Below are 22,818 nucleotides of genomic sequence, written 5' to 3'. Positions count from 1 at the left end.
CCATCTGGCGCGCACACGCTGCATCATGTAATAAATTGAAGAAATTTTCAATTAGCCAACCGGTGGCCGCCCGATCCCCCGGCCGACCCGTTGGTCGCCACCGGCGGTGGAGCCCCGAGGCGTGGTCGCTTCGGGGCCCGCGGCGTTCGCGGTCGGCCGCCGGTCGCGGCGGCCGGGCGCGGTCCGGTCTCAGCCGAAGGTGAGGTCGAGGAGGCCGGGGTCGCCGGCGAACTCACGGGTCTCGTGCAGGAGTTGGAGGTCCACGGCGAGGGTGCCGCCGGGTGGGGGGATGTGGCCCGGCCGGGCGGTGATCGCGAAGTGTTCGGGGCCGTCCCGCACGACGTCGAAGCGGGTGAAGGTCTGCAGCGGGTTGACGCGCGCGCCGACGACCTCGGGGAGGCGGAAGCGGATGGACCACGGCCTGCGGTCCTCGGCGGACCCGGTGAGCACGAAGCTGTACGCGCGAACCCAGCCGCGTGCGTGGGCGGGGTGGTGCTGGCGCCATTCGCCCACCAGGACCACGGCGCCGGCCGGCTTGCGGAGCGGCGCGCGAAGCGGTATCCGATGCACTGTCTCGGTCATGCGTTCAGCGTAATCAGTTGGTCGCTGTCCGCATCCCGGGGAGCGGAGGAGGGCGCCGACCAGCGCAAACGCCGGGTGGGGGAGGGCCGGGTGGGGCGCACGGGGGAGCGTGCGGGCCGCGGCCGGGGCCGGAACGGCCTCCCGGGCGGCGGGTGCGGTGCTTTTCGCGGCGGCCGGGCGGCCCCGGCGACTGGGCCGGATGGCCGTCGGCACGGGGCCCGGCCCGCGCGACATGCGGTCCCGCCGGTTCGGCGGGACTCTGGGATGGGCTGGTGTTTCCCGGTCGGTGTCCGTCGGCGCCCGGTGGCCGTGTGGTCCGCGCGTCGGGGACGGTCTGGAGGCCTTCGATGACCGCTGTCAATGCTGGAAACCGTGGGGCGGGTCCCCGGGCCGCGCGCCGTACGCGGGCGCAGGCACGGTCCGCAGTCGTCGCCGCGGCGGTGGCCGCGATCGGTGCCGTCGGGGCGACGGGGAGCGCGGCGTACGCGGATTCGGGGCCGCGCGGGCCGTCGGGGACATCCGCCACGTCCGCGAGCGTGCGGGCGGCTCCACCGACAGAGACCACGCCGCCGCCGCCGAAACCCGGGGACGTGCCGCCTCGGGAATCCCTCGAGGCGGCCTTGCTCGACGAGACCGACATGGGCGAGCCGTTCGTCCCGGGCGCGCAGGCTCCGGCCCCGCTCGGCGAGGGCGCGTCGGGCTGCACGGCGCTCGACGCCGCGACCGCGCCCGGCGGCGACCGGAACCCGTCCGAGGTCGCGTTCACGGCCGCCGACATGCTCGTCTCCGAGACGCTGTACGCCGCCGCGCCCGGCGAGGTCCAGCGCGCGCACGGGCAGTTGCGGGACGCCATCGCGACGTGCCAGACGATCGGCGTGCGCGCGAGCGACGGCGAGACCGTCGCGATGACGGTGACGCCGATGGACGTCGGCAGGCCCGACGCGGTCGCGGTGTCCATGACCGGCACGCACCTCGACGCGATGGTGACCGGCTTCCTGGTCTACGAGGCGCTGGGCAGCGTCGAGATGGTCTACGCGTACGTGCAGGGCGGGGTGGCGGACGGCCAGCTGGCGGAGAGCGTCTACCTGACGGCGCTCGACAAGCTGGAGGTCGTCCTGGGGGCCGCGGCGTCGCCCGCGACACCGATGTGACGCACGGCTTCGGGTGCGGCGCGCGGCTCCGCCGCACGGCGCCCGGGCCGCCGCGACGGCCTCGGCGGCGCTACGACGACACGGCGCGCGCCCGGCGGATCGCCCCGGGCGCGCGTCGTTGTGCGGGTGCGGTGTGTCACGGGGTGATGCCGAACCTCGCCGAGGCCTTCTTGCTCGGGGCGAAGGTCTCCGCCGCGACGATCGCGGTCGTGTCCGGGTCCTGGATCGCCATCCACGTGACCCAGTTGCCGAAGATGTCCGCGGCGGCGTAGCTGTAGTCGTCGGTCGTCACGCCCGCGGCGTCGACGCCGTACAGCTTGATCCACGCGAGCGTGCCGTAGCCCTTGCCGACGACGGTCGTCACCGTGCCCAACGCGCCGCTGGAGGGCGACAGTTGGATCCACCGCTGCTGCACGCTCAGCGGGGTCGTGGCGGTCTGGCCGCCCGCGGTGACGGCGAGGGCGTACGAGCCGTAGGCGACGCTGTTGCCGATCGTGACCGTGCCCGAGAGCGTGCCGTCCGCGGCGATCGCGAGCGACGACGCCGAGAGGGACGCCGCGGTGCAGGAGGTGCCGTTCGCCGCGCACAGTGCCGCGGTCGGCGTCGTGCCGGGGGTCCAGTTCACGCCGGAGACGGCGACCGTGCCGCCCCGGTGCGTCGTCGTCTCGCCGACCGCGACGGTCGGCGGGTCGTTGGCGACGGTGAACGGCACGATGTACTGCGGCGTGCCCGCGAGGTCGAGCAGGCGGACGCGGATCCCGGTCGTCTGCTCGGTCTGGATCGTGTACGGCGACGGCGCCAGGACGCCGCTGCCGTTCGTGGTGTAGTTCTTCGACCCCGACTCGACCCCGCCGGCGGCGTTCACGCCGTTGAGCCGGACCGTGGTGTTGGGCGGGAAGTTGTTGCCGCTGACGTTGACCTCGGTGCCGACCGGCCCCCGGCCGCGGTCCAGGGTGATGACGGGGTTCCCGACCGGGACGAACGCCTCGACGGTCACCGGCGCCTGGGCGATCTTGCCGCCCGCGGTGACCTGCACGACGTAGTTGCCGTCGGCGACGGAGCGCGCCAGCGTCGCCGAACCGGACAGCACGCCGGCGGCGCTGATGGTGAGCGAGTGCGCCGTGAACAGCCCCGTGTCGCAGCTGCCGCCGGACGCGTCGCACAGCGCCGGGACGGCCGCGGCGCTCGCGACGTAGCCGGCGCCGGACAACGCGATCGCGTTGCCCGGGCGGATCACGCCGGTGGGCGCGGTCAGCGACGGCTGCTCGCTGCCGGCCCCCTGGGCGGTGACCGTGGCCACGACGCCGCCGCCGGAGACGACGTCGCACGGGGTGGTGAAGTTGGAGCCGAGGACGCGGGTGACGGTGGACGTCCCGGTCGGCGTGAACTCGACGACCCCGTTCGCACTCGCCGGGATCAGGAAGTCGCCCTCGAACGTGGGGAGTTGCACCGGCTGCCCGGCCACGACGTCGATGTTGGTGGTCGGGCCGGTCACGGTCACGTTGCCGGTCGCGCCGCCGCTCATCGCCAGGTGGATGCTGGGCGTGGTCGGGATGTCGTTCATGGTCTGGGTGCTGTTCGTCGCGCCCGGGCCCAGGGTCACGACGGCGTGCACCGTGCTGCCCGGCGTCGTGCTCGCCGGCGACAGGTCGACGGTCATGCTCTGCGGCCCGGTGCCTTCGCCCTGCCCGGCCGGCAGGACGCAGTGCACGGTGGGGGTGACGGTCCCGGCGTGGGCGGCCGGGGCGAGTACGGTCAGGCCGACGCCGGACAGCACCAGGGCCGAGCCGGCCAACACGGCTCCCGACCGTGTCGCGCGCAGTCTTCGCAGGGGAAACACCGGACTCCTTCGGGGTCGAGGTGCGCGGCGCGCCACGGCGCGGGCACCGGAGGACGTCCACCGCGTCGGTCGGGTGACCCTCGGTCGTCGGTCCGGGGAGTGGAATCGGTTCGCAGCCCCCGTACGTCAGGACGCTGTGCGGCGAACGCAAACCAAACGGAAGATGCTGAGGCACATTCACATGCCGGCCGCGGAACAGTCAATAATTCAGGGAAAAGATATTGGTGGCACGTGTCGCGTGATTCCGCGGCGCGGAGGGGATTTCCTCGACCGGATGAAAACGGCGCGGTCTCATGATTTCCGGTCGTGGAATCCCGGGTACTCGGCCGCATGCGGAATTGCGGTCGGCCGAGTACCCGGGCGGTCCCGATTGTTCGGGGTGCCCCGGTCCCCGAGACGTACGGTCGAGCGGGTCGAGCGGGTCTAGCGGGTGGTGCGAGCCGACCGGTGAGCGGTCGGACGAGCGGTCAGATGAGCGAGAGCGTTAGCGTTCCCGTGTAGGTGCCCGCCGCGGCGAACGCCGGTGTGGTGAGCGTGAGCCCGGCGTCCGCGGTGAATTCGCCGCCGGTCGCCGCGGCCGGGTCCGGAGCCTGCGCGCACAGGGTGGCGGCGGACGTGCCCAGGGGACCGGGCGTACCGTTCGTCACGCTGCTGAGGCTGCCGGGCGCGGCGGCGCACGACGGGGTCCACGCGATGTTGCCCGCGGGGATCTTGTCGGTGCCGTTGGCGGCGACCAGGTCGGTCATCGTGCCGGTGAGCGACCAGCCGAGGTTGCCGCCGCGGCTGTCGGTCACGGTGACCTGGTTGAGATTGGCGGTGAGCGTCTGCGCCGTTCCGTTGAGGGTCGCGGAGCCGAAGTTGATCGCGTCGCCGGCCTGGGTCATGGTCAGCGGCCCGGCGGCGAGCGTCACCGTCGGGGTCTGCCGCAGGTCCGCGCTGATGGTGAACGGCAGCACGTACTGCGGCGATCCGGCGACGTCGAGCAGCCGTACGCGGACGCCGGTCGTCCCCGCGGTCTGGATCGTGTACGGCGAGGGCGCGAGCACGCCGTCGCCGTTCGTGACGTAGTTCTTCGAGCCCGACTCGGTGCCGCCCTGGGCGTTCACGCCGTTGAGCCGGATGGTGCTGTTCGGCGGCAGGTTGCTGCCGCTGACGTTCACGACGGTCCCGACCGCGCCCGAGCCGCGGTCGAGAGTGAGCACCGGGTCGCCCACGGGGACGAAGGTGCTGACGTGCAGCGGAGCGGTGGCGGCTTTCGCGCCGTCGGTGACCTGCACGAGGTAGTCGCCGTCGGGGATGCCGCTCTTGGCGAGCGTGGCGGTGCCGGTGAGCTTGCCGGACGCGTCGATCGCGATGGTCTTCGCGGTGAACGCCGAGGCCACGCAGCCCGTGCCGTCGGTCTGACACAACGTCAGCGAGGCCGTGGCGCCGGCCGCGAAGTTCGCGCCGGTCAGCGCGATGTCGGTGCCGGTGTGGGCGGCCGGGGCGCCGACGTTCAGCGTCGGGTTCTCCCCGGTGCTGCCCTCGACGGTCACCGAGGCGACCGTGACGTCGCCGCCGGCGGTGAGCGAGCACGGCGTGTTCTGGATGCCGAGGCCCATCGACGACAGGTCGGTCTGGGTGTTCATGCTGACGATGGTGAAGTCGATGCCGCCGGTGACACCGGGCGGCACGGTGAAGTCACCGGCGTACGGCGGGGCCGTGATCGGCTGCCCGGCCGGCACGTCGATCAAGGTGGTCGGGCCCGTCACGGTGACCTGGCCGGTCGCCGCGCCGTGCATGGCGAGGGTGATGCTGGGCGTCATCGGGATGTCCGACAGCGCGATGGGGCTCGTGGCGGGGCTGGGGCCGAGGGTGACCGCGGCGTGCACCAGCCCGCCGGACGCGACCGTCGCCGGGGTCAGCTCGACGGTGATGTCCTGCGGCCCTTCCATGGGCGCGACGATGGGCGGGGTGCACCGGACCGTCGCATTGACCGTGCCGGCGTGCGCGGCCGGGGCGAGCGCCACCAGGCCGACGCCTGCGACGGCCAGCGCTCCGGCCACGGCCGTGCCGGCGGCCCGGCGGCGGGTCAGTCTTCGCAACAAGTGACAGGTCTCCTTCGCGATCGAACGTGGCTGCTTCGGCTCGTACGGCCGCCGTTTCGGGCGGTCGTACGGCGTACGCGTCCGGGGCCGATGCGCCGTGGCCCCGGTGGCGGGGGCAGAGGTCCCGCAGTGTGCACCGCGCAATTTCTCAACAGGTGTCGGAGAAGTCAATACCGGAAATAGGGCCGGTCGATTTGACACGTGTCACCAAGATCGAGGGCCGGAAATCTGGATCATGGGCCGCCGGGACTTGATGATGAAAACGCCGTGATCGGATTGTGCGGAATCGACAAATGATTTTGAAAAGCCCATTGACACATATTCGGAGTGCGGGCTTCACTGTGTGGCGTTACGAGGCCGACGCGTGGGTTTGTCGCTCGTCGTCGCAAGGCCTCGAAACCGCCCCGGGATGCGGATCTTTCCTCGGGATATCCGCGGCGGATCGGGGTGTTGATCGGTAATCGTCGGGACCGCGTCGACCGACGCGCGCAGGCCGTTCCGGCAATCGTGCCGGCCGGGTCGGCAATGTGGTTCCGCACATCGGAAACCGCGTGAACAGGAGATTCAACAGATGATCCGTAAACGCACTGTCACCGCCGTCGTCGGCGCCGTCGGCGCGGTGGCGCTCGCCGTGGCCGTGGCGCCGCCGGCGTCCGCCGAGCCGACCCTCAGCGTCAGCTGCTCGGGCTTCGGGTCCGGCGACGTGGAGATCGAGCCCTTCGGCACGGGCGGCGAATTCGCCGTGTCGACGACCGTCCCCGCGCCCCAGCCCATTCCCGCGGGCATCCCGGTCGAGCTGCAGACGAGCGCCGGGTCGTTCACCAGTGTGACGCTGGCGTCGTCGACCAACGTGCTGTTCGACGACTTCTCGGGCCCCGCGGTCACCACGGCCACCGTGACCACGTCGCACAAGTTCATCATCCACGCGCCCGACATCGGTGACATCACGTGCGATGTGACCACGGGCGGAACCATCAACTGGTAGCGGCCCCGGCGCCTCGCGGTCGCTGGGCCACGCCAAAACGCCTGCCTCCGGGCGCGATTCGCCGGAGGCAGGCTCTTGGCGTGCCGACGGGAGGGGGCGTGTGAGCGCGTCGCGCCCGCCGGAGGAGCCGGGCGTCGGTCGGCGGTTTCGTCAGCCGACGCGAGGGGCCGCGCACCGACGCCGTCCTCGGTGCGCGGCCTCCCGTCGATCAGGACAGCGTCACGGCGTGATCGTGAAGGGGGCGGAGGCCTTCTTGCCGGGGGCGAAGGTCTCGCTTGCGACGATCGCGGTGGTGTCCGGGTCCTGGATCCGCATCCAGGTGAGCCAGTTGCCCGCGCCGTCGGCCGCGGCGTAGCTGTAGTCGTCGGTCGTCACGCCGTTCGCGTCGACGCCGTGCAGGGCGATCCACGCCCAGTTCGCGTAGTCCTTGCCGGCGATCGTCGTCCAGGTGCCCAGCGGGCCGGAGTCCGGTGTCAGGGTGATCCAGCGCTGCTGCACGGTGAGCGGCACGGTCACCGAGCTGCCGCCGGACGTGACCTTGACCTGGTACGAGCCGAACGCGACACCGCCGCCGACCGTGACCGTGCCGCTGAGGGTGCCGTTCGCGCTGATGGCGAGGGTGGACCCGGTCAGCGCCCCGGCGTTGCAGCCGTTGCCCGCGCTGTCGCACAGCGACGCCGCCGGGGTGCCGCCGGTCGGCCAGCCGGTGCCGGACAGCGTGACCACGCCGTTGCGGTGCGACACGCTCGGCGCGGCTGCCAGGGTCGCCTGGGCGGCCGTGACGGTGAAGGGCGTGACGATCAGGTTGGTGGACGAGGTCCCCTCGCGGATACGGATCTGCGTGGTGTCGGCGTTCGTCACGGTGAACGTGGCGTTGAGCGAACCGTCCGGCGAGGCCTGGGTGTTCACGACCGGCAGCAGCGGGAAGCCGATCGAGTTCAGGGCGGCGATGTTGATCGGGCCGTTCGCGGTCCAGTTCTCACCCGTCAGCGTCACGACGGTGCCCAGCGGGCCGCTGGTCGGGTGCGGCGAGAGCGTGCGCGGCCCGGTCGGGACGAACGCCTCGACCGTGACCGCCGTCGTGGCCTGCTTGCCGCCCGCGGTGACCGTCACCGTGTAGTTCCCGTTGGGGAGGGCGTCGGTGCGCAGGGTCGCGGTGCCGGAGAGTTCGCCCAGCCCGGAGACCGTGAGGCTGCTCGCGGTGAACGGGTCGGTGACGCAGGCGCCGCCGCCCGCGGCACAGACCGTCGCGGTCGGGGCCGCGTTCGCGGGGAATCCGAGTCCGGCGAAGTTGAGCGTGTAGCCGGGGCGCACGGTGCCGACCGGCGAGGTGAGCGTCGGCTGCTCCGAACCCGGTCCCTGGACGTTGACGGAGTCGACGACCCCGCCGCCGGACACCACGTCGCAGTTCGTCGTGTACGTGCCGCCGAGCACGACGGTCTTCGTCACGTTGCGGACCGGGGTGAAGTCCACGACCCCCTGGGCCGTGCTGGGGATGATGAAGTCGCCCTCGTAGGTGGGGATTTGCACCGGCTGCCCGGATACGGTGTCGAGCTGGACGGTCGGCCCGGTCACCGTGACCGTGCCGGTGGCGCCGCCGCTCATGGCCAGGTCGATCGACGGCGTGGTCGGGACGTCGTTGAGGGACACGGTGCTGGTCGCCGGGCCCAGGCCGAGCGTCACGACGGCGTGCACCTGCGTACCCGGTGCGGCGTTCTCCGGGGTGAGTTCGACCTGCGTCGACTGCGGGCCGGTCGCCTCGCCCTGCCCGGCGGGCAGGACGCAGTGCACGGTCGGGTTGACGGTGCCGGCGTGCGCGGCCGGGGCGAACAGCGTCAGGCCCGTACCGCCCAACAGGAGTGCGGCACCGGCCAACGCGGCACGGCCGCGTCGTCCCGGGCCTGTTCGGATGGTGGACACGTTGCTCCTCGGGGTTGTGGTGGCGGATGAGCGGGTGCGCACGCCGAGCCCCCGGCACGCGCCGATCCATGAGGAGTCGTACGGAGTGCCGGGGGCCGGTGTGCGGTCGTGCCGTTTCGGGTGGTGCGGCGGAGCGCCGGAGGCTCAGATGAGGCTGATCGTGAGTGTTCCGGTGTAGGTCCCGGCCGCCGCGAACGCCGGTGTTTTCAGAGCGAGTTCGGCGTCAGCGGTGAACTTTCCGCCGGTTGTTCCGTCGGCTGCGGCCACGCTGCACAGGGTCGCCGCGGTCGAGCCGAGCGGACCGGGCGTGCCGGAGGCCACCGGGCTGGGGCTGTCCGGCAGCGCGGCGCACGACGGCGTCCACGCGATGTTGCCGGCCGGGATGCTCCCGGTGCCGTTGGCGGCGACCAGGTCGGTCATCGTGCCGGTGAGGGACCAGCCGAGTTTGCCGCCCCGGGCGTCGGTCACCGTGACCTGGTTGAGGTCGGCGTTGAGCGTCTGCTCGGTGCCGTTCAGGGTCGCCGAGCCGAAGTTGATCGCGTCACCGGCCTGGGTCATGGTCAACGTGCCGGGAGCCAGCGCCACCGTCGCCGACTGCGTGCTCTGCCCCGCCGTGAACGCGAACGGGATGAGGACGACCTCGGTGGCCGACGTGCCGGCCCGCACCCGGATGTGGGTGGTCGCCGCGACGGACACCGTGTACTGGATCGGCTCCAGCACGCCGTCGGGGGTCGTCCGGGTGTTGAGGACCGGCGGGAACGGGAATCCGGCGCTGTTCACGGCCCCGATGTTGATCACCTGGTTCGGTGTCCAGTTCGAGCCCGAGATGGTCACCACGGTGCCGACCGGTCCGCTCGTCGCACTCGCGGTCGCGACCGGCGGGCCCTCCGGGACGAACTTCCTCACCGTGATCGGATCGCGGCCCTCGGCGGTCCCGTCCGAGACGGCCAACAGGTAGTTCCCGTCGGGGAGGTTGGCGCCGCTGAGTGCGACGGTGCCGGACAGGTTGCCGCCGGCGTCGATGGCCAGGGTCTGGCCGTCGACGCGGTTGCCGGGGCAGTTCACGCCGTCGGTGTCGCAGATCTTGACCTGCGGGGTGGCGCCGGGCGTGAAGTTGCTCCCGGACACCGCGACCGTCGAGCCGGGCCGGAGTTCGCCGTCCGGGGCTTTGACGACGGGTTGGCTGGCCTGCCCCTCCTCGACGGTGATCGACGCGGAGACCCCGGGCGTGGTCGTCGGGAGGCACTGGGTCTCCGCGTCGAAGGTCCCGATCTGCGTGAACGTCGAATGCTGTTTCGGCGTGAAATTGACGGTCCCGGCCGCGGTCAGCGTCATTGTCGCCGTCATATCGGTGACGACGAGCGGCTGGCCTTTCGGGGTCGCGGCGTTCTTCCGCTCGCCTTCGACCGCCAGCACGCCGGTCTGCGCCCCGGTGAGGTTGATCTGCCCCACGGGCTTGGTGGAGTCCGCCGGAAGTTCGGGGATCGGGCTGGAATCGGGGACGGTCGAGTAGGACCCCCACTTCCACGTCACCGTGACGAGGTCGCCCACGGTGTACGTGTCCTTGGCCGGCGAGACCTCGATGTCGACCTTCGTCTCCGACGGGGGAATCGGAAGGGTCGGCACGAGGACGTTCGTGCACTGGGACGTGTAAGTGACTTCCACGGCGTGGGCGGCGGGCGCCGCGGCGACCACCGTTCCCGCCGCGGCGAGGGCCCCCACCGCCGCCACGACCGAGATCCGCCGGGGGATCGGTATGCGCAAGACTCCTCCTTATCGCCGGGAGCCCGTCCGTTCGGACGTGCCCCGGCTTTTCCGCACCCCGCGCCAAAAAGAGCGATGTGAACGCGATCCGGCGAGATCAATGGGCGGCGTACGGGCATCAGATAGTGCGGAGGGAATTTGCTCGCATCGTCCCGTGAAGTCAATAGCGGTTCCGTTTCCGAATTGCCGACACGTGTCAGCAAGATCGGTAAATCCAACCGGATGTATTACACCGGTGAGAAAAATCGGAACGAGGGTTGCTTTTTTGACCCGAGGGGTGCAATCTCGGGCAGGATCGCAGGGTCCGGTGTTCCGGCCCTCGGTCGTCGGATGGTTTCCCCGGCAGCCCGCAATGTGTCGTGCGGCGGTTTGCCGGAGAGCCGGCAATGTCCCCGTTCACTGTCCCCGGCCAATTCGGCGCGGGCGGCGCGCGACGGCGCCGTGTCCGCCGTATCGGCCGCACAACGAAAGGATGTGCCGACTGATGAGTACCCTCAAGCGCGCCGTGACCGCGGCGGCGTGCACCATCGGCCTCGCGGCCGGAGCCGTGGCGATGGCCGTCCCGGCCCACGCCGCCGTGGTGACGTACGACTGCGTCGACCCCAACGGTGTGCTCGGGCCGTGGAACAACGTCGACGCGGACTGGCAGAGCAGCAGCGGATTCGTGCTCATCAGCACGACGTTCCCGTCGCCGCAGGTCCTCCAGCCGAACCAGATCTGGACGGTCGTCAACGGCACCCAGGTCGCCAACGTGAGCACCATCCCGGTCGGCGGCAACGTGGAGCTCGGCCCGACGGCGGTGTCCGGCACCGTGACCCCGTCGAACCCGCTGGTCCTGTACGTGGACAACGACCTGAACGGCAGCGCGGACGTCGAGATCCACTGCACCGCGTAGCAGCCGGACCGGGGATCCGCACTCCGGGATCCGCACCCGGGACCGCGAGGCGGCCGGCGGTCGCCGGTCGGAAAGGCGGCTTCGGCCGCCGGCCGTGAGTGCCCGCACATGATCCACTCTTCCTAGCCCTACTACGAAGAGTGGGGCGGGCACTCGTGGCCGGCCCGCCGGGTGTCCGGGACGCACCCCGGACGCCCGGCAGGGTCGGCGAGGCCGAGATTACCCGAGGCGATGGCCTCCACCGGCGGGTGAGCGGTTGCCCGCCGGTTTCGCGTGTGCGGGCACCGGCGGCCCGGCGAACTCCCGTATTGCCCGGGCGGAGGCGGGGCGCGCCGCGACCCGCGGTGTTCTTTCGGCCGCGGTGCTCTCGGGTGCGGATTATGCGGGCGAATTGTTCCCGGCCCCCGGAATCGCGGGACACGATGCGCCGGGACGAGGATTCTCGCCGATGAGCATTCCGGTCTCTTGTGAGGGAACGTCATTCTCCGCGGGATTCCCGGACCGATGACACGTGTCGTCCGGTCGGAAATGCGCATCGCCGGGGGAAACGGCAGTGAGCGGCCCCGCCGCGAAAAGGCGGGGCCGCTCGCCGCTGTTTTCCGTCCGTCATCCGGCGGACGGCACCGCTGTCACGACGGGTCCATCCGGCTGCCGCCCTCGTGCCGTCGTCCTTCGTGCGCCGTGCCCGCGTCGGTCCGTCCGGCCGGAGTGCGTGCCTGCCATTCGGCCTCGCCGGCCCGCGGCATCGCCGCGCCGCCCCCGCCGACCGCCTCGTCCCAGCGCGCGGTCAGGGCGTACAGCACCACGAGGTCCAGGGCCATCACGACCACCGACCACACCGGGTGCGCCGCGAGGAACGCGATCTGGCCGATGATGTTGAGCACGGCGAGCGCGATCGCCGCGTACCTCGCCCAGCTCTTGGCGGTGAACAGCCCCAGGCCGATGAGGAGTTGCAGGCCGCCGAAGCACAGCAGGATCACGCCCCACGTGGTGAAGCTCCGCCAGACCAGCAGATTGCCGGAGGTGGTGACGAAGTAGCCGTGTTCGAACAGCGCGGTGAAGCCCATGATCAGATTGAGGGCACCGAGCGTCAGCAGCGTGACGGCGGCGAACGCCACCCAGCCGGACCAGGCGTTGAAGCCGCTCGAATTGCGTGCCATGGCGCGCTCCCAAGGGTGGCCGGGAGTTCCCGGCTCGTCGGCAGGCCGTGGGCCTCCAGCCCCCTCACGCTAGTCCGGTTCAACCGATTGCGCCCGTTTTGGATGCTGTGCGGTACGCGTACGGACGCGGATCGGCCGTACACGGCGGCGGCCCGGCCTCCACGGGGAGACCGGGCCGCCGACGCGGGTGCCTGGGGACCGCCGGGCCGTGCCGCGCGCCGGCGCCGAGCAGAGAAAACGGGAGAAGCCCGTCCACTTCTCGCGGACCCTGATTGCGCGGTGCACGGCCTACGGAGGACCGCTTCCCCGCGTCATTCCTGTCGTGGCTTCTCCCGTTGTGTCCAGTAGAACGCCGTCGCGCGGCCGGTGCAAACCGCGCGCGGACGGGGGTGGACGCGTCAGCCCTCGTCGGGGTTCTCGCCGTTCACCGACTGCCCCGACGCCTTCGCCTGGTCGGTCTGCGCCTCGGCGACCTTGCGCTTGACCTCGTCCATGTCCAGGCCCTTGGCCTGGCTGATCAGGTCGACGAGCGCGGCCTCGGGCAACGCGCCCGGCTGCGCGTACACCATCACGTTGTCGCGGACCAGCATGATCGTGGGGATCGAGCTGATCGAGAAGGCCGCGGCCAGTTCCGGCTGCGCCTCGGTGTCCACCTTCGCGAAGACGACATCCGGCGTCTCCTCGGACACGCGCTCGAACGTCGGCGCGAACTGCCGGCACGGTCCGCACCAGGCCGCCCAGAAGTCGATCACGGTCAGTCCCTCGCCCGCGACGACCTCGTCGAAGTTGTCCTTGGTCAGTTCGACCGTGGCCATGTGCCTCTCCGTCCTGCGTTTTCGTGATGCGTGGATGCTGACTCAGTGGTCCAACGAAGCGGAGCCTCCGGGCATTCCGGAAGCCCCGGCGGCGCGCCTCGCACCCCATCGTGCCCACAACCGGCGCGACGATGCGGCGAGTCGGCGTCGGAGCGGACCGCGCTGTCACGTCTGTCACTTGAGCCACATAAGCTGTGCGGACGCTGATTCCGCACAGCGTTTCCCGGTGTTCGTCCCGTGCTTTCCGTCATCGCTCATCACCGCTCGCGTCACCCGCAGGAGCCCCGCCATGCGCTACACCCGCCGCAGCGTCGTCAGCCTCACACCGGCCGAGCCGGGCTGGGACCTGGAGTTGAGCCGGCCCGGTGCGGAAGCCGTCCTGTGCCCGGTCATCGGCTGGGCCGTGGTCGTCGTCGACCTGCCCGCCGCCGACGAGGCCGAGACCGCGATCGAACCGGCCTTCGTCTACGAGGGCGCCGTCTTCACGCCGGGGGAATTCGCCCACACCATCGGCGAGTTGGAGTACGCGCTCATCGAGCCTGAGGACTGACCGGGCCGGCCGCCCGAGGCGCGCCGTCGTCGCCGGAGCCGCGGTGCGCGGCGCCGCGTCGGCCCTGTCGTGTCGGCGTGCGCTTCGCGGCGGGCGCCGGCACGAGGCCGCCGTGGACCGGTGCGTGTGTGGTCGTCGGGACGGCGACTCGGCCGTGTGCGCCGGGTGACCCGGCGTCGTAGCCCGCTCGTGGCACCGTGGTCGCGCGGTGTGACCGTCCCACAGGGCCGTGTCGCGGTCGTCGGTGCCGTGCGCGGGGCGACGCGAACGCCCGGCCCGGTTGCCGTCCGCCGCTTTCGGTACAGCTCCGAGGACGGGGAACTCGGCCCGCCCGCCGCGTCGTCACGGGTCCGAGCGCCGGGCCGACGCACGGCCGGGCTCGCCGACCGCACGTCGGCCGCGGCCTTCGTGCGGGATGTGCCGCAACGAAGTCCCGGCGAGCCACAGGACCGTTCCCGTCAGCGCCCACGCGGCGATGACGTCGCTGATCCAGTGGTAGCCGCACCACAGCAGTGCGAAGCCCACCATCGCGCACAACGCCGTCGCCACCGCGCCGCCGAGGCGTGTCGCGCGTCCCGGCGGCAGGACGGCGCGGGCCAGGAGTACGGCGCCTCCGAAACACACCGCCGAGGTGGCGCTGTGCCCGGAGGGGAAGAACCCCCACTGGCCGGGAGCCAGCGGGTCGCCGGTCGGCCCGGGGCGCCCGGTCAGCCGCTTGCCGGCGAAGACGAGCGCCATGGTGGCGGCGACGGACATCAGGACGACGGCGACGGCCGCGAGGAACGGGCGCCGACCGACGCGGGTTCGCCGCGCGGTGCAGACGACGGTCGCCGCCAGCACCAGGGCTCCGGGCACGGGTCCTCCCAAGGCGGCCACCCCGTGCACGGCGCGGTCCGGCCACGCGCCCGACAGCGCGTCGGTGAGCGGCAGGAGGCCGTCGCGCACGGCACGGTCGAGCGCGGTCACGGGAGTTCCGCCCGCGAGCACCTGCGCGGTGATCGCGCCGAGCAGCAGGAGCAGCGTCACCGGGAAGGCCGGTGACGCGGCGAACCGGACCATGGTGTTCCGGATACGGGCACGGAGACCGCCTCGCGGGCTCCGGCCGCCTCGGGTGGCCACCGGCAACCGCCGTGGCGCGCGGGGGAATTCTCGGGCGGAGGTGGTCGTCGGGGCGTACGTCTCCTGGATGGCCAAGGCTTTCCCCTCGGGACGGATATGGTCAAAACGGATTCCGTGCGGCGCGCGTACGCACCGCGGTGTACGGGGGTTCGGTAGCGGGGTCCGGTCGGCTCGGCGGTCCGCCGGACGGGCGGACGGCGCGGCAGCGCCCGGTTGTTCACCCGGCGGTGAGACCGATCACCGGGCGGACCACGGGATTTGGCGGTCGGCCGCGGACGGCCATCCGATATCGCGGGAGCCGGGCCGCCGACGACGGTGTCGACCGGTCCACGCGCCGGGTGCGCGAGGGAGTCGGGGCCCTTCGCGAAAGGTGCGCACGGTACGCGGCGCGGGCTCCGGGGCACGCGCCATCCGCACACGCGCCGGCGGCCCCGCGCGCAACGGCCTAGGAGGGGATGGGCGTTCCGGGCGGGCACACGAGGGTGCCCGTGCCGAGGTCCAGGACGTACCGGCACTCCGCATCGCCCCGCAAACGCTCGCGGTCCTCTTCGTCGCGGGCGAGTTGTGTGGTGGCCAGCCCCTGCAACGCCGCCATCACCTTGGCGTCCGAGGCGAGTTGGACCAACTGCTCGGAAGTCAGCGGCGCGCCGGGAGTGTGTCCCGACCCCTCTTGGGCGTTCGTGGCGAGCAAGGTGACGTGCCGGTGCTCCGGGGTCATGATGTCCAGCCATGACCTCTCGGTCCCGTCCGGTTCGGCCAGGTGCCCGCTCGCCGCGCGGCTGCCGTCGGGCAGGGGGCGCCAGTCGCAGGGGGTGGCGGCCGTCCCGCACGCGTACGACTCGTCGGGCAGGGCGGTGCGCGGGCCGATGACCGTGAAGACGGTGACCGCGCCGTCGGCGGACACCACGCGCACCGAGGGGAAGCCGGACTCCGGAAGGGCGCGGACCGACACGGTGTTCGGCGGAAGGGCGTCGCGTACCGCCGTGAACAACCGGGTCTCCCGCTCCGCCGCCGCAGAACTCCCGTCCGTGTCACCCGAACCGAGTTCGACGGCGGCGGTCGCCGCGCCGCCGAGCACCGCGGCGACCGCGGTCGCCGCCACGCACGCACGCAGCCGTGAGCGGCGGCGGAGCCTGCCTCCCTCGCGGCGCGCGACCGGTGCCAGGTCGGGCATCTCGGGTTCGTGATCCGGGATGATCCGGGAGAAAAAGTCGTGCATGCGCTCGTCCGTGGTCATGCGGGAGCCTCCGGCTTGGGCGGGGACAGGGTGGGGGAAGGAAAACGGGATCGCGGGTCGTCGCGGTGTCACCCGCGGACCAGGTCCAGCACTTGGTCGCCGAGGATCGACCGCAACTGGTCCAGGCCCCGGCTGGTCGCCGAGCGCACGGCTCCCGAGTTCTTGTTGAGCAGCGCGGCGGTCTGCTCGATGCTCTGGTCCTCCCAGAACCGCATCACCAGCACCGCCCGGTACGCGGGGGAGACCCGTGCGAGCGCGGCGAGCAGCACCACGCGTGTGTCGGGGTCCTCGGACGCACCGCGCAGCGTGTCGGGCAGCGTCCCGCTCGGGGTCTCCCGACTCGACCGCTTGCGGACACTGTCCACGAACGACCGGACGAGCACCTGCCGCACGAAACCGTGCATCGCGTCAGGATTTCTCAGCTTGTGCCACTTCGCGTACGCCTTCGTCAGCGCGGTCTGCACCAGATCCTCGGCATCGTGCCAGTCACCGCACAGGAGATACGCGGTGCGCCGCAGTGCCGCACCCCGCGCGGTCACGAATTCGTTGAAGGCGTGCTCTTGTTCAGGCTTCATCCTCATCCTGGTCTCTCGGTCCGCACTGCCTGGGACCCACATAGACGGAACGGGACCGGGAGAATGTTGCGTCGCGGCGTGGACGTGCGATTCGGCTGACGTGCGCGTGCTCGCCGTGCGGGGCGCGGACGGGCGTCATCGCCGCAGCGGCTGCCCTGAACACGAGGGGAATTCGCTTGGCCCGCGCGGGATTCCCGCCGCGGGCGCACTCCACCGCCTCCGGCGCACGCGCCGACGGCGGGTCACATCGCCGTGTCGGGTCAGCGGCCCAGATCGGTGAGGACGCCGTCGTTGAACGCTGGCCACGCCTCGACGGCCCACGGGCCGAAGTCGCGGTCGGTCAGGCACACCGTGGCCGCCCGCGCCTCGGGATCGATCCACAGGAACGTGCCGCGCTGCCCGAAGTGGCCGAACGTCGCGGGCGAGTTGCGCGATCCCGTCCAGTGCGGCGCCTTGTGGCCGCGGATCTCGAAGCCCAGGCCCCAGTCGTTCGGCCGTTGCAGACCGTAACCGGGGACGACGCCGTCCAGCCCGGGGAACACGACGGACGTGGCCTCCGCGACCGTCTCCGGGGCGAGCAGCTTCGGGGCCATCACCTCGGCGGCGAAACGGGCGAGGTCGGCGGCGGTCGCGACCGCGTCCGCGGCGGGTGAGCCGTCGAGGCGGCTGTCGGTCATGCCGAGCGGTCGGAGGACGGCCTCGTCCAGGTACGCGGCGAACGGGATGTCGCACTGGCGTTCGACATGCCGGGCCAGCACCTCGAACCCGGCGTTGGAGTAGATCCGGCGGTCACCGGGACGCGCCATCACCCGCTCGTGGTCGAACGCGTACCCCGCGGTGTGCGCCAGCAGGTGCCGCACGGTCGCTCCCGGCGGCCCGGCGGGCTCGTCCAACTCCACGGCGCCCTCTTCGACGGCGACGAGCACGGCGTACGCGGTCAACGGCTTGGTCACCGACGCGAGCCGGAACGGCACGTCCACCGGCCCCCGCTCGCCGACGACCCCGCCGTCGGCGGCGACCACCGCGGCGGCGCGGGGAACGGGCCAGGACTCGATCACACGCAGGCTTTCCACGCCTTGAGCCTACGGGCGGCCGGGGCGGGGGAGCGGGGGCGGGGTGCGCGTTCGCGGCGGGTGCCGGTGCCGCGGCGCGCGGGCTCAGGGGCCGATCAGCGGGAGCGTCGTCCGGGTCAGCCCGGCGATCCGGGCCGCGCACGCGAGATACGCGTCGACCTCGCCGCCGCCCGGGTCCTCGACGTCCTCGCGGGCCTCGTCCAACCGGACCTTGTCGAGGGCCAGCCCGGCGACTCGGGCGGCGAGCGGCTCGGGGCCGTGCGGCAGCGTCGCGGCCAGGCGGCGCAGCGTCGCGGTCCTCGCGGCGGCCTCGGGGTGGTTGCGGCGGATGTACGCGACGTGCTCGCACGCCAGTGCGACCACGAGGTCGGCCTCCGCGAGGTGGTCCGAGGTCACCTGCGTGCTCCGATGCGAGTCGGCCCGGGCGCCCACCGACTCCAGGGCCCGCCGCGTACGCCAGCTCACCGGCTGCCCTTCGACGACGAACGTCCCGGCGGTCCGCACCCGCCACGACGGCCGGGCCTCGGCCGCCAGCACCCCCGCGAGTACCGAACGCGTCGCGTTGCCGGTGCAGATGAAGAGCAGGGAGGGGGTGGCGGCCATGCGGGCAGAGTAGTGCGCGCCCGGAGACGCGGGCCGGCGGCCCCTGCGGCGGAGCGGCGTCAGGCGTCGTGCGGCGAACGAGCCGTACGGGTTCCCGCGGGTCGGTCGCCGTCGATCTTCACTTCACGAACCGGGCCTAGCCCTGGGGTTCCTCTTCGACCAGGAGGTCGGCGTATTCCGGGTGGCGGTCGATCCAGCTCTTCATGTACGGGCAGAGCGTCAGCACGCCGCGGCCCTGGTTGCGGATCGAGTCGAGGGCTTCCCGGGCCAGGATGTTGCCGAGCCCTTGCCCGGCGTACTTGTCGTCGATCTCGGTGTGCGTGAACACGGTCACCTGCTCGGTGCCCATGTACTCCGCGTAACCGGCGGTCTCGCCGTTCACCCGGATCTCGTAACGGTCGATTTCGGGCACGTGTACGACTTTGGCGTCCATCAGGCCCCCAACCTCGATCGGCTTCGGACTGCCTGTTCCGACCATTCGACCTTACGCTCCCCGCCCCCGCGAGCGCGGAGCCGGACCGTTCCGGCACGCCGCGTGACGTCCGGGCCAACCCCCGGCGAGCGGTAGGTGAATTCATCGCGATGCCAGGCGAATTCCCGGAACCGGAAGGTGAGTTGGGCGGTCACGGGTGGGTACCGGCCCGAGGACGGCACCGGGACCGAGAACAGAGGGGCAACGCGGGCATGGCGGTACGCGCACGTCACGACGGCACCACGACCCGGAGACCACCGCTTCTGCCCCTGGTGGGCGCCACCGCGCCGATCTGCGGCGCCTGGCTGGTGCTCGTGATCGTCGGAGCGGGCCGCGAACCGTGGGTCTTCGGCGCCTGCTGCGCCGCGGCGGTCCTGGCCGGCACGGGCGCGGCGCTGTCGGCCGCCCGCGACGCGCGCCGTACGCAGGGGATCCGGTTACGCGAGCACCACGACCGCGCGGCGGGTGCCGTCCGGCGGCGACTGGAGAAGATGGACCCGGGCCGCCTGGGCGCACACGTCGCCGAGCTGTGCCGCCGCGACGGCCTCGCGGACGTGACGGCCACGCGGGTGCGGGACGACGCGTACTCGGTCGACGTCACCGGCACGCTGCCGGGCGGCACCCGGGTCGCGGTGCGCTGCCGCAGCGTGACCGGCGCGGCCACGGTCTCCGGCTCCATCGTCACCCGCTTCACCGCCGCCGAGCACCACCACGGACACGCCCTGATCCTGGCGACGAACGCGGGCGGGTTCTCCCCTCGCGCCCACACCCTGGCGGCCGACCACGGCTCCCTGCTGCTCCTGGACCGCCGCGCTTTGGCGGTCTGGGACCTGGGGACGTCGATCCCGGCCCCTCTGCCCGCGGCACGCCCGGGGCGGAGCACACCGAGCGAGACGGCGGCGGGGGCCGGGGCGGCGTAGCGGGGAGGGGCGTCCGGCGCGGGACACGGGGGGTGGCGGCCTGCGGGGGTGGCGGTCGGGCGTCCGTGCGCGGCGCGAGGCCGCCGACGGCCATCCGTTCATCGTGGCCGGAGCGCGGCCTCCGCTTCGCACGCGTGAGCGCTCACCCCGGGGTACGCGGGTCTCGCGGCCCGGCATCGGCCGCGGCGAGCGGTTGCGGTCGGGCGGGGCAGGCCTCGGGCCGCGGGCGCCGCGGCTGGGCCACCCTCCGCCGCGGCGTCAGCCGCAGCAGCCTCCGCCGCAGCAGGCGCCGCCGCCGGACGGGGGCGGGGTCGGCGCGGGCGAGGGGCCGGAACCGCGCGAGCCGGAGATCGCCACCGCCGACAGGAGCTTGACCGTGTCGCCGTGGCCCGCCGGGCACGACGCGGGCGCGCTCGACTCGGCCATCGGACGGCTGACGGTGAACGTGTCGCCGCACGCGCGGCAGCGGAACTCGTAATTCGGCATGGCGTGAAGGGTACCGAGCGACCGGGCCGCCGCACAGGGCCGGACGAGACCGGGCGGGCGCTTCGGGCGGGCCCACGTGCTCGAAGGGCTCCGGCGGCTCCCCGGGCTTCGGGAAGGGACTGGGGGCTTCGGGCGGGCTCGCGCGTCCGAACAGCCCGGGTGGCTTCCCGGGCACCGGAGGGGGCGGCGGCGTCGGGCGCGCCCACGCGCCTGAAGGGCTCCGGTCGGCTCCCCAGGCACCGGGAGCCGGCCGGAGCCTGTCTCAGGCCCCCGGCCCGTGCGACGCCGGGACGGCGTACCGCTCGGCGAGGCGCCGGCGGTGCGCGGCGGGGGAGCCGAACAGGGTGCGGTTGAGGGTGGCGCGTTTGAGATACACGTGGATACCGCTCTCCCACGTGTAGCCCATGCCGCCGTGCAGCTGCATCGCCTTGCCCGCGATGTCCACGGCCGCCGCGCACGCGTACGACTTGGCCATCGACGCCGACACCGGGGCGTCCGCCGCGTCGTCGGCCTGCCCCCGGACCGCCGCCGCGACCAGTTTCCGGGCCACGGTCACCCGGACCAGCATGTCGGCGCACGCGTGCTTGACCGCCTGGAAGGAGCCGATCTTGCGGCCGAACTGCTCGCGCACCCGGGCGTATTCGACCGTGGCGGCCAGCATGGCCTCGCTCAGGCCGAGGCTGTCGCACGCCACCGCGACGGCCGCCCGGTCCCGCAGCCGCCGCAGCGCCTCGCCGGGGTCCCCGGCGAACCGCCGCACCGCTTCCGGGGGTACGGCGGCGCCCTCGGCCGCGACGCCGCCGAAAACACGCGTCGCGTCGACGACCGGTTGTGCGGTGACGCGCACCCCCGCCGCGCGGGGGTCGACGTCCACGACCACGGTCGCCCCGTCGGGAGCGACGGCCGGTACGAGGAGGCGGTCGGCGGTGGGGGCGTCCCAGACGAACCCGGCGCCGCCGTGCAGCGTCGTGCCGCCGCCCGAGGACACCAGGCGGAACGGCTCCCCGGCCTCCCCCGGCAGCACGAGGACCGGCACGGCGTCGCCCGCCACGGTGTCGCGCAGGAGCCGGTCGCGGCCCGGACCGGGGGCCAGCAGGTTGAGCGCGCCGACCGCGAGCGCGGCGACCGCCGGGTAGGGGCCGCGCGCCGCCGTGCGGCCCATCTCCCCGAGGATCACCGCGACTTCGGCGAACGTCGCGTCCGCGCCGTCGAGCGCGCCGGGCGCTTCGAGGCCCAGCCATCCCGCGCGGGCGAGCACCCGCCAGTCGGGCGCGGCCTCGGCGCCGGACTTGCCGAGCAGGTCGCTCGCCACCGCCCGCAACTCGTCGTGGAAGGCAGCGAGTTCGTCGGTCTCGGTCACATCGTCGGTCCTGCCGGCCATATCAGCCGCCCGTCGGTTCGCGGGGCAGGCCGAGGCCGCGCTCGCCGATGATGGAGCGCTGGATCTCACTCGTCCCGCCCGGGATCGTCCATTCCCACGAGCCGATGAAGTCGAGCACCCACGCGCCCGACTCCCACCCGCTCGACAATGGCTTGCGCAGTTCGGTGTGGGCCGTGAGCCCGGTGGCCTCGGTCGCGAAGTCCGTGAGCCGTTGCAGGAGTTCGCTGTAGCAGAGCTTGACGACCGAGGCGTCCGCCGGGCCCGGGGCGTCGTCCGCGACGAAGTCGGTGCACAGCGCCCGCAGTCCGGTCAGCTCGGTCTCCAGTGCCGCGAGCCGGTCGGTCACCAGCGGATCGTCGAGCGGGCGCGTCCCGTCCGGGCCGGGGCGCGCGCACTGCTCGACCAGCCACCGGAACCCGCCGTTGCCGAGCCGTTCCGCCAACTCCAGCATGGTCATGCCGCGTTCGGCGCCCAGCGTCTCCTGCGCCACCCGCCAGCCCTCGTTCTCCGGCCCGACCAGGTTCGCGGCGGGGACGGCGACGTCGTCGAGGAACACCTCGCAGAAGTGCGCCTCCCCGGTGGCCTGGCGGATCGGGCGCACCTCCACACCCGGCGAGCGCATGTCCATCAGGAAGTACGAGATGCCGCGCCGCTTGGGCGCCGCCGGGTCGGTGCGGGCCAGCAGCAGGCACCAGTCGGCGTGCAGCGCGCCGCTCGCCCACAGCTTCTGCCCGTTGACGACGAACGCGTCGCCTTCGCGGCGTGCGGTCGTCTTGAGCGCCGCCAGATCCGAGCCCGCCTCGGGCTCGGAGAACCCCTGGCACCAGATCTCGCCGTCGAGGATCGCGGGCAGGTGCCGCCGACGCTGCTCGTCGGTCCCGGCGGCCAGCAGCGTCGACGCGGCGTGGTGCAGCGACACGAACGACAGCACCAGCCGGGGCGCGTCGTGGCGTGCCAGCTCCTGGTAGAGCACGATCTGCCGGGCGACCGACATCCCGCCGCCCCACTCCTCGGGCCAGTGCGGAACGGCGAACCCGGCCCGGCGCAGCTCGTGCAGCCACGCCTTCTGGAAGCGTACGAACTCCTCGTCGCCGACCCCGGTTTGCGCCCGGCGCCAGTCGGCGGGGATGTGGGTGCGGCACCACTCGGCCACCTCGGCGCGGAACGCCGCGAGATCGTCGCGCGTCGTCGTCGGCACGGCCG

Annotated in this window: 21 protein-coding genes; 5 read left to right on the top strand and 16 right to left on the bottom strand. The window is 72.7% G+C overall.

The window, feature by feature from the left end; genetic code table 11:
• Positions 1-189: 189 nt before the first annotated feature.
• A complete protein-coding gene (locus tag LO772_RS10950; RefSeq protein WP_231778216.1) occupies positions 190-582 on the bottom strand; it encodes a hypothetical protein in 393 nt (130 codons plus the stop codon).
• Positions 583-1,172: 590 nt separating this feature from the next.
• On the opposite strand from LO772_RS10950, the gene LO772_RS10945 reads away from it, so the two are divergent.
• Entirely contained in the window at positions 1,173-1,733 is a 561-nt protein-coding gene (locus LO772_RS10945) for a hypothetical protein (protein WP_231778215.1), read from the top strand.
• 136 nt (positions 1,734-1,869) lie between these two features.
• On the opposite strand, the gene LO772_RS10940 is transcribed toward LO772_RS10945, so the two are convergent.
• Together LO772_RS10940 and LO772_RS10935 are read right to left on the bottom strand one after the other, a co-directional pair.
• Positions 1,870-3,573 (bottom strand): hypothetical protein, encoded by a 1,704-nt coding sequence (locus LO772_RS10940; protein WP_231778214.1) that lies wholly within the window; start codon positions 3,571-3,573, stop codon positions 1,870-1,872.
• A 467-nt stretch (positions 3,574-4,040) separates the two neighbouring features.
• Positions 4,041-5,660 (bottom strand): WxL domain-containing protein, encoded by a 1,620-nt coding sequence (locus LO772_RS10935; protein WP_231778213.1) that lies wholly within the window; start codon positions 5,658-5,660, stop codon positions 4,041-4,043.
• Positions 5,661-6,231: 571 nt separating this feature from the next.
• Here LO772_RS10935 and LO772_RS10930 point away from each other — a divergent pair.
• Positions 6,232-6,645: a hypothetical protein gene (locus LO772_RS10930; protein ID WP_231778212.1), complete on the top strand. Its 414-nt coding sequence runs from the start codon at positions 6,232-6,234 to the stop codon at positions 6,643-6,645.
• Between the two features lie 219 nt (positions 6,646-6,864).
• Here LO772_RS10930 and LO772_RS10925 read toward each other — a convergent pair whose 3' ends face one another.
• Both LO772_RS10925 and LO772_RS10920 read right to left on the bottom strand, forming a co-directional pair.
• Complete coding sequence (locus tag LO772_RS10925) at positions 6,865-8,565, bottom strand: hypothetical protein (protein WP_231778211.1); 1,701 nt, start codon at positions 8,563-8,565, stop codon at positions 6,865-6,867.
• Positions 8,566-8,709: 144 nt separating this feature from the next.
• The gene (locus LO772_RS10920; protein WP_231778210.1) at positions 8,710-10,329 is read right to left on the bottom strand and encodes a hypothetical protein; all 1,620 of its coding nucleotides are present in this window, start codon (positions 10,327-10,329) and stop codon (positions 8,710-8,712) included.
• Between the two features lie 484 nt (positions 10,330-10,813).
• Between LO772_RS10920 and LO772_RS10915 the strand changes: the two genes are divergently transcribed.
• Positions 10,814-11,224 (top strand): hypothetical protein, encoded by a 411-nt coding sequence (locus LO772_RS10915; protein ID WP_231778209.1) that lies wholly within the window; start codon positions 10,814-10,816, stop codon positions 11,222-11,224.
• Positions 11,225-11,853: 629 nt separating this feature from the next.
• On the opposite strand, the gene LO772_RS10910 is transcribed toward LO772_RS10915, so the two are convergent.
• On the bottom strand, positions 11,854-12,384 hold the full coding sequence (locus LO772_RS10910; RefSeq protein ID WP_231778208.1) for a DUF7144 family membrane protein: 531 nt from the start codon (positions 12,382-12,384) through the stop codon (positions 11,854-11,856).
• Positions 12,385-12,782: 398 nt separating this feature from the next.
• Positions 12,783-13,235 carry a thioredoxin gene (trxA, locus tag LO772_RS10905; protein WP_269453231.1) on the bottom strand — a complete coding sequence of 151 codons (453 nt, stop codon included), beginning with the start codon at positions 13,233-13,235 and terminating at the stop codon, positions 12,783-12,785.
• Between the two features lie 253 nt (positions 13,236-13,488).
• Here trxA and LO772_RS10900 point away from each other — a divergent pair, with 253 nt between their 5' ends.
• Positions 13,489-13,749, top strand: coding sequence for a hypothetical protein (locus tag LO772_RS10900; RefSeq protein ID WP_231778206.1), 261 nt, complete (start codon positions 13,489-13,491; stop codon positions 13,747-13,749).
• Positions 13,750-14,091: 342 nt separating this feature from the next.
• Here the strand turns inward: LO772_RS10900 and LO772_RS10895 are convergent, their stop codons facing one another.
• The 6 genes from LO772_RS10895 to LO772_RS10870 form a co-directional block, all read right to left on the bottom strand.
• Complete coding sequence (locus tag LO772_RS10895) at positions 14,092-14,808, bottom strand: phosphatase PAP2 family protein (RefSeq protein WP_231778205.1); 717 nt, start codon at positions 14,806-14,808, stop codon at positions 14,092-14,094.
• A gap of 505 nt (positions 14,809-15,313) precedes the next feature.
• Positions 15,314-16,105 carry a hypothetical protein gene (locus LO772_RS10890; protein WP_231778204.1) on the bottom strand — a complete coding sequence of 264 codons (792 nt, stop codon included), beginning with the start codon at positions 16,103-16,105 and terminating at the stop codon, positions 15,314-15,316.
• 68 nt (positions 16,106-16,173) lie between these two features.
• The gene (locus LO772_RS10885; RefSeq protein WP_231778203.1) at positions 16,174-16,680 is read right to left on the bottom strand and encodes a SigE family RNA polymerase sigma factor; all 507 of its coding nucleotides are present in this window, start codon (positions 16,678-16,680) and stop codon (positions 16,174-16,176) included.
• A gap of 260 nt (positions 16,681-16,940) precedes the next feature.
• A complete protein-coding gene (locus LO772_RS10880; RefSeq protein WP_231778202.1) occupies positions 16,941-17,753 on the bottom strand; it encodes a serine hydrolase domain-containing protein in 813 nt (270 codons plus the stop codon).
• A gap of 84 nt (positions 17,754-17,837) precedes the next feature.
• Positions 17,838-18,356 carry an arsenate reductase/protein-tyrosine-phosphatase family protein gene (locus tag LO772_RS10875; protein WP_231778201.1) on the bottom strand — a complete coding sequence of 173 codons (519 nt, stop codon included), beginning with the start codon at positions 18,354-18,356 and terminating at the stop codon, positions 17,838-17,840.
• Positions 18,357-18,492: 136 nt separating this feature from the next.
• Positions 18,493-18,789 carry a GNAT family N-acetyltransferase gene (locus tag LO772_RS10870; protein ID WP_231778200.1) on the bottom strand — a complete coding sequence of 99 codons (297 nt, stop codon included), beginning with the start codon at positions 18,787-18,789 and terminating at the stop codon, positions 18,493-18,495.
• A gap of 251 nt (positions 18,790-19,040) precedes the next feature.
• Between LO772_RS10870 and LO772_RS10865 the strand changes: the two genes are divergently transcribed.
• Positions 19,041-19,748, top strand: a complete 708-nt coding sequence (locus LO772_RS10865) for a restriction endonuclease (protein ID WP_231778199.1) — start codon at positions 19,041-19,043, stop codon at positions 19,746-19,748.
• Positions 19,749-20,006: 258 nt separating this feature from the next.
• Here the strand turns inward: LO772_RS10865 and LO772_RS10860 are convergent, their stop codons facing one another.
• The 3 genes from LO772_RS10860 to LO772_RS10850 all read right to left on the bottom strand — a co-directional run bounded on the left by LO772_RS10860 (position 20,007) and on the right by LO772_RS10850 (position 22,813).
• Positions 20,007-20,234 carry an FmdB family zinc ribbon protein gene (locus tag LO772_RS10860; RefSeq protein WP_231778198.1) on the bottom strand — a complete coding sequence of 76 codons (228 nt, stop codon included), beginning with the start codon at positions 20,232-20,234 and terminating at the stop codon, positions 20,007-20,009.
• Positions 20,235-20,496: 262 nt separating this feature from the next.
• Positions 20,497-21,594, bottom strand: coding sequence for an acyl-CoA dehydrogenase family protein (locus tag LO772_RS10855; RefSeq protein WP_231778197.1), 1,098 nt, complete (start codon positions 21,592-21,594; stop codon positions 20,497-20,499).
• A 22-nt stretch (positions 21,595-21,616) separates the two neighbouring features.
• On the bottom strand, positions 21,617-22,813 hold the full coding sequence (locus LO772_RS10850; protein ID WP_231778196.1) for an acyl-CoA dehydrogenase family protein: 1,197 nt from the start codon (positions 22,811-22,813) through the stop codon (positions 21,617-21,619).
• Positions 22,814-22,818 lie beyond the last annotated feature (5 nt).

Origin of the sequence: Yinghuangia sp. ASG 101 (assembly GCF_021165735.1) — a bacterium.
In the GTDB taxonomy this organism is placed as follows: domain Bacteria; phylum Actinomycetota; class Actinomycetes; order Streptomycetales; family Streptomycetaceae; genus Yinghuangia.
The sequence above is the reverse complement of the archived record's forward strand: the minus strand, read 5'-3'. Positions and strand labels throughout refer to the sequence as shown.

Excerpts from the sequence above, each read along its gene's own strand:
- LO772_RS10950 (WP_231778216.1), bottom strand. The coding sequence starts at position 582 with ATGACCGAGACAGTGCATCGGATACCGCTTCGCGCGCCGCTCCGCAAG.
- LO772_RS10930 (WP_231778212.1), top strand. The coding sequence starts at position 6,232 with ATGATCCGTAAACGCACTGTCACCGCCGTCGTCGGCGCCGTCGGCGCG.
- LO772_RS10915 (WP_231778209.1), top strand. The coding sequence starts at position 10,814 with ATGAGTACCCTCAAGCGCGCCGTGACCGCGGCGGCGTGCACCATCGGC.
- LO772_RS10910 (WP_231778208.1), bottom strand. The coding sequence starts at position 12,384 with ATGGCACGCAATTCGAGCGGCTTCAACGCCTGGTCCGGCTGGGTGGCG.
- LO772_RS10900 (WP_231778206.1), top strand. The coding sequence starts at position 13,489 with ATGCGCTACACCCGCCGCAGCGTCGTCAGCCTCACACCGGCCGAGCCG.
- LO772_RS10895 (WP_231778205.1), bottom strand. The coding sequence starts at position 14,808 with ATGGTCCGGTTCGCCGCGTCACCGGCCTTCCCGGTGACGCTGCTCCTG.
- LO772_RS10890 (WP_231778204.1), bottom strand. The coding sequence starts at position 16,105 with ATGACCACGGACGAGCGCATGCACGACTTTTTCTCCCGGATCATCCCG.
- LO772_RS10885 (WP_231778203.1), bottom strand. The coding sequence starts at position 16,680 with ATGAAGCCTGAACAAGAGCACGCCTTCAACGAATTCGTGACCGCGCGG.
- LO772_RS10875 (WP_231778201.1), bottom strand. The coding sequence starts at position 18,356 with ATGGCCGCCACCCCCTCCCTGCTCTTCATCTGCACCGGCAACGCGACG.
- LO772_RS10870 (WP_231778200.1), bottom strand. The coding sequence starts at position 18,789 with ATGGACGCCAAAGTCGTACACGTGCCCGAAATCGACCGTTACGAGATC.
- LO772_RS10865 (WP_231778199.1), top strand. The coding sequence starts at position 19,041 with ATGGCGGTACGCGCACGTCACGACGGCACCACGACCCGGAGACCACCG.
- LO772_RS10860 (WP_231778198.1), bottom strand. The coding sequence starts at position 20,234 with ATGCCGAATTACGAGTTCCGCTGCCGCGCGTGCGGCGACACGTTCACC.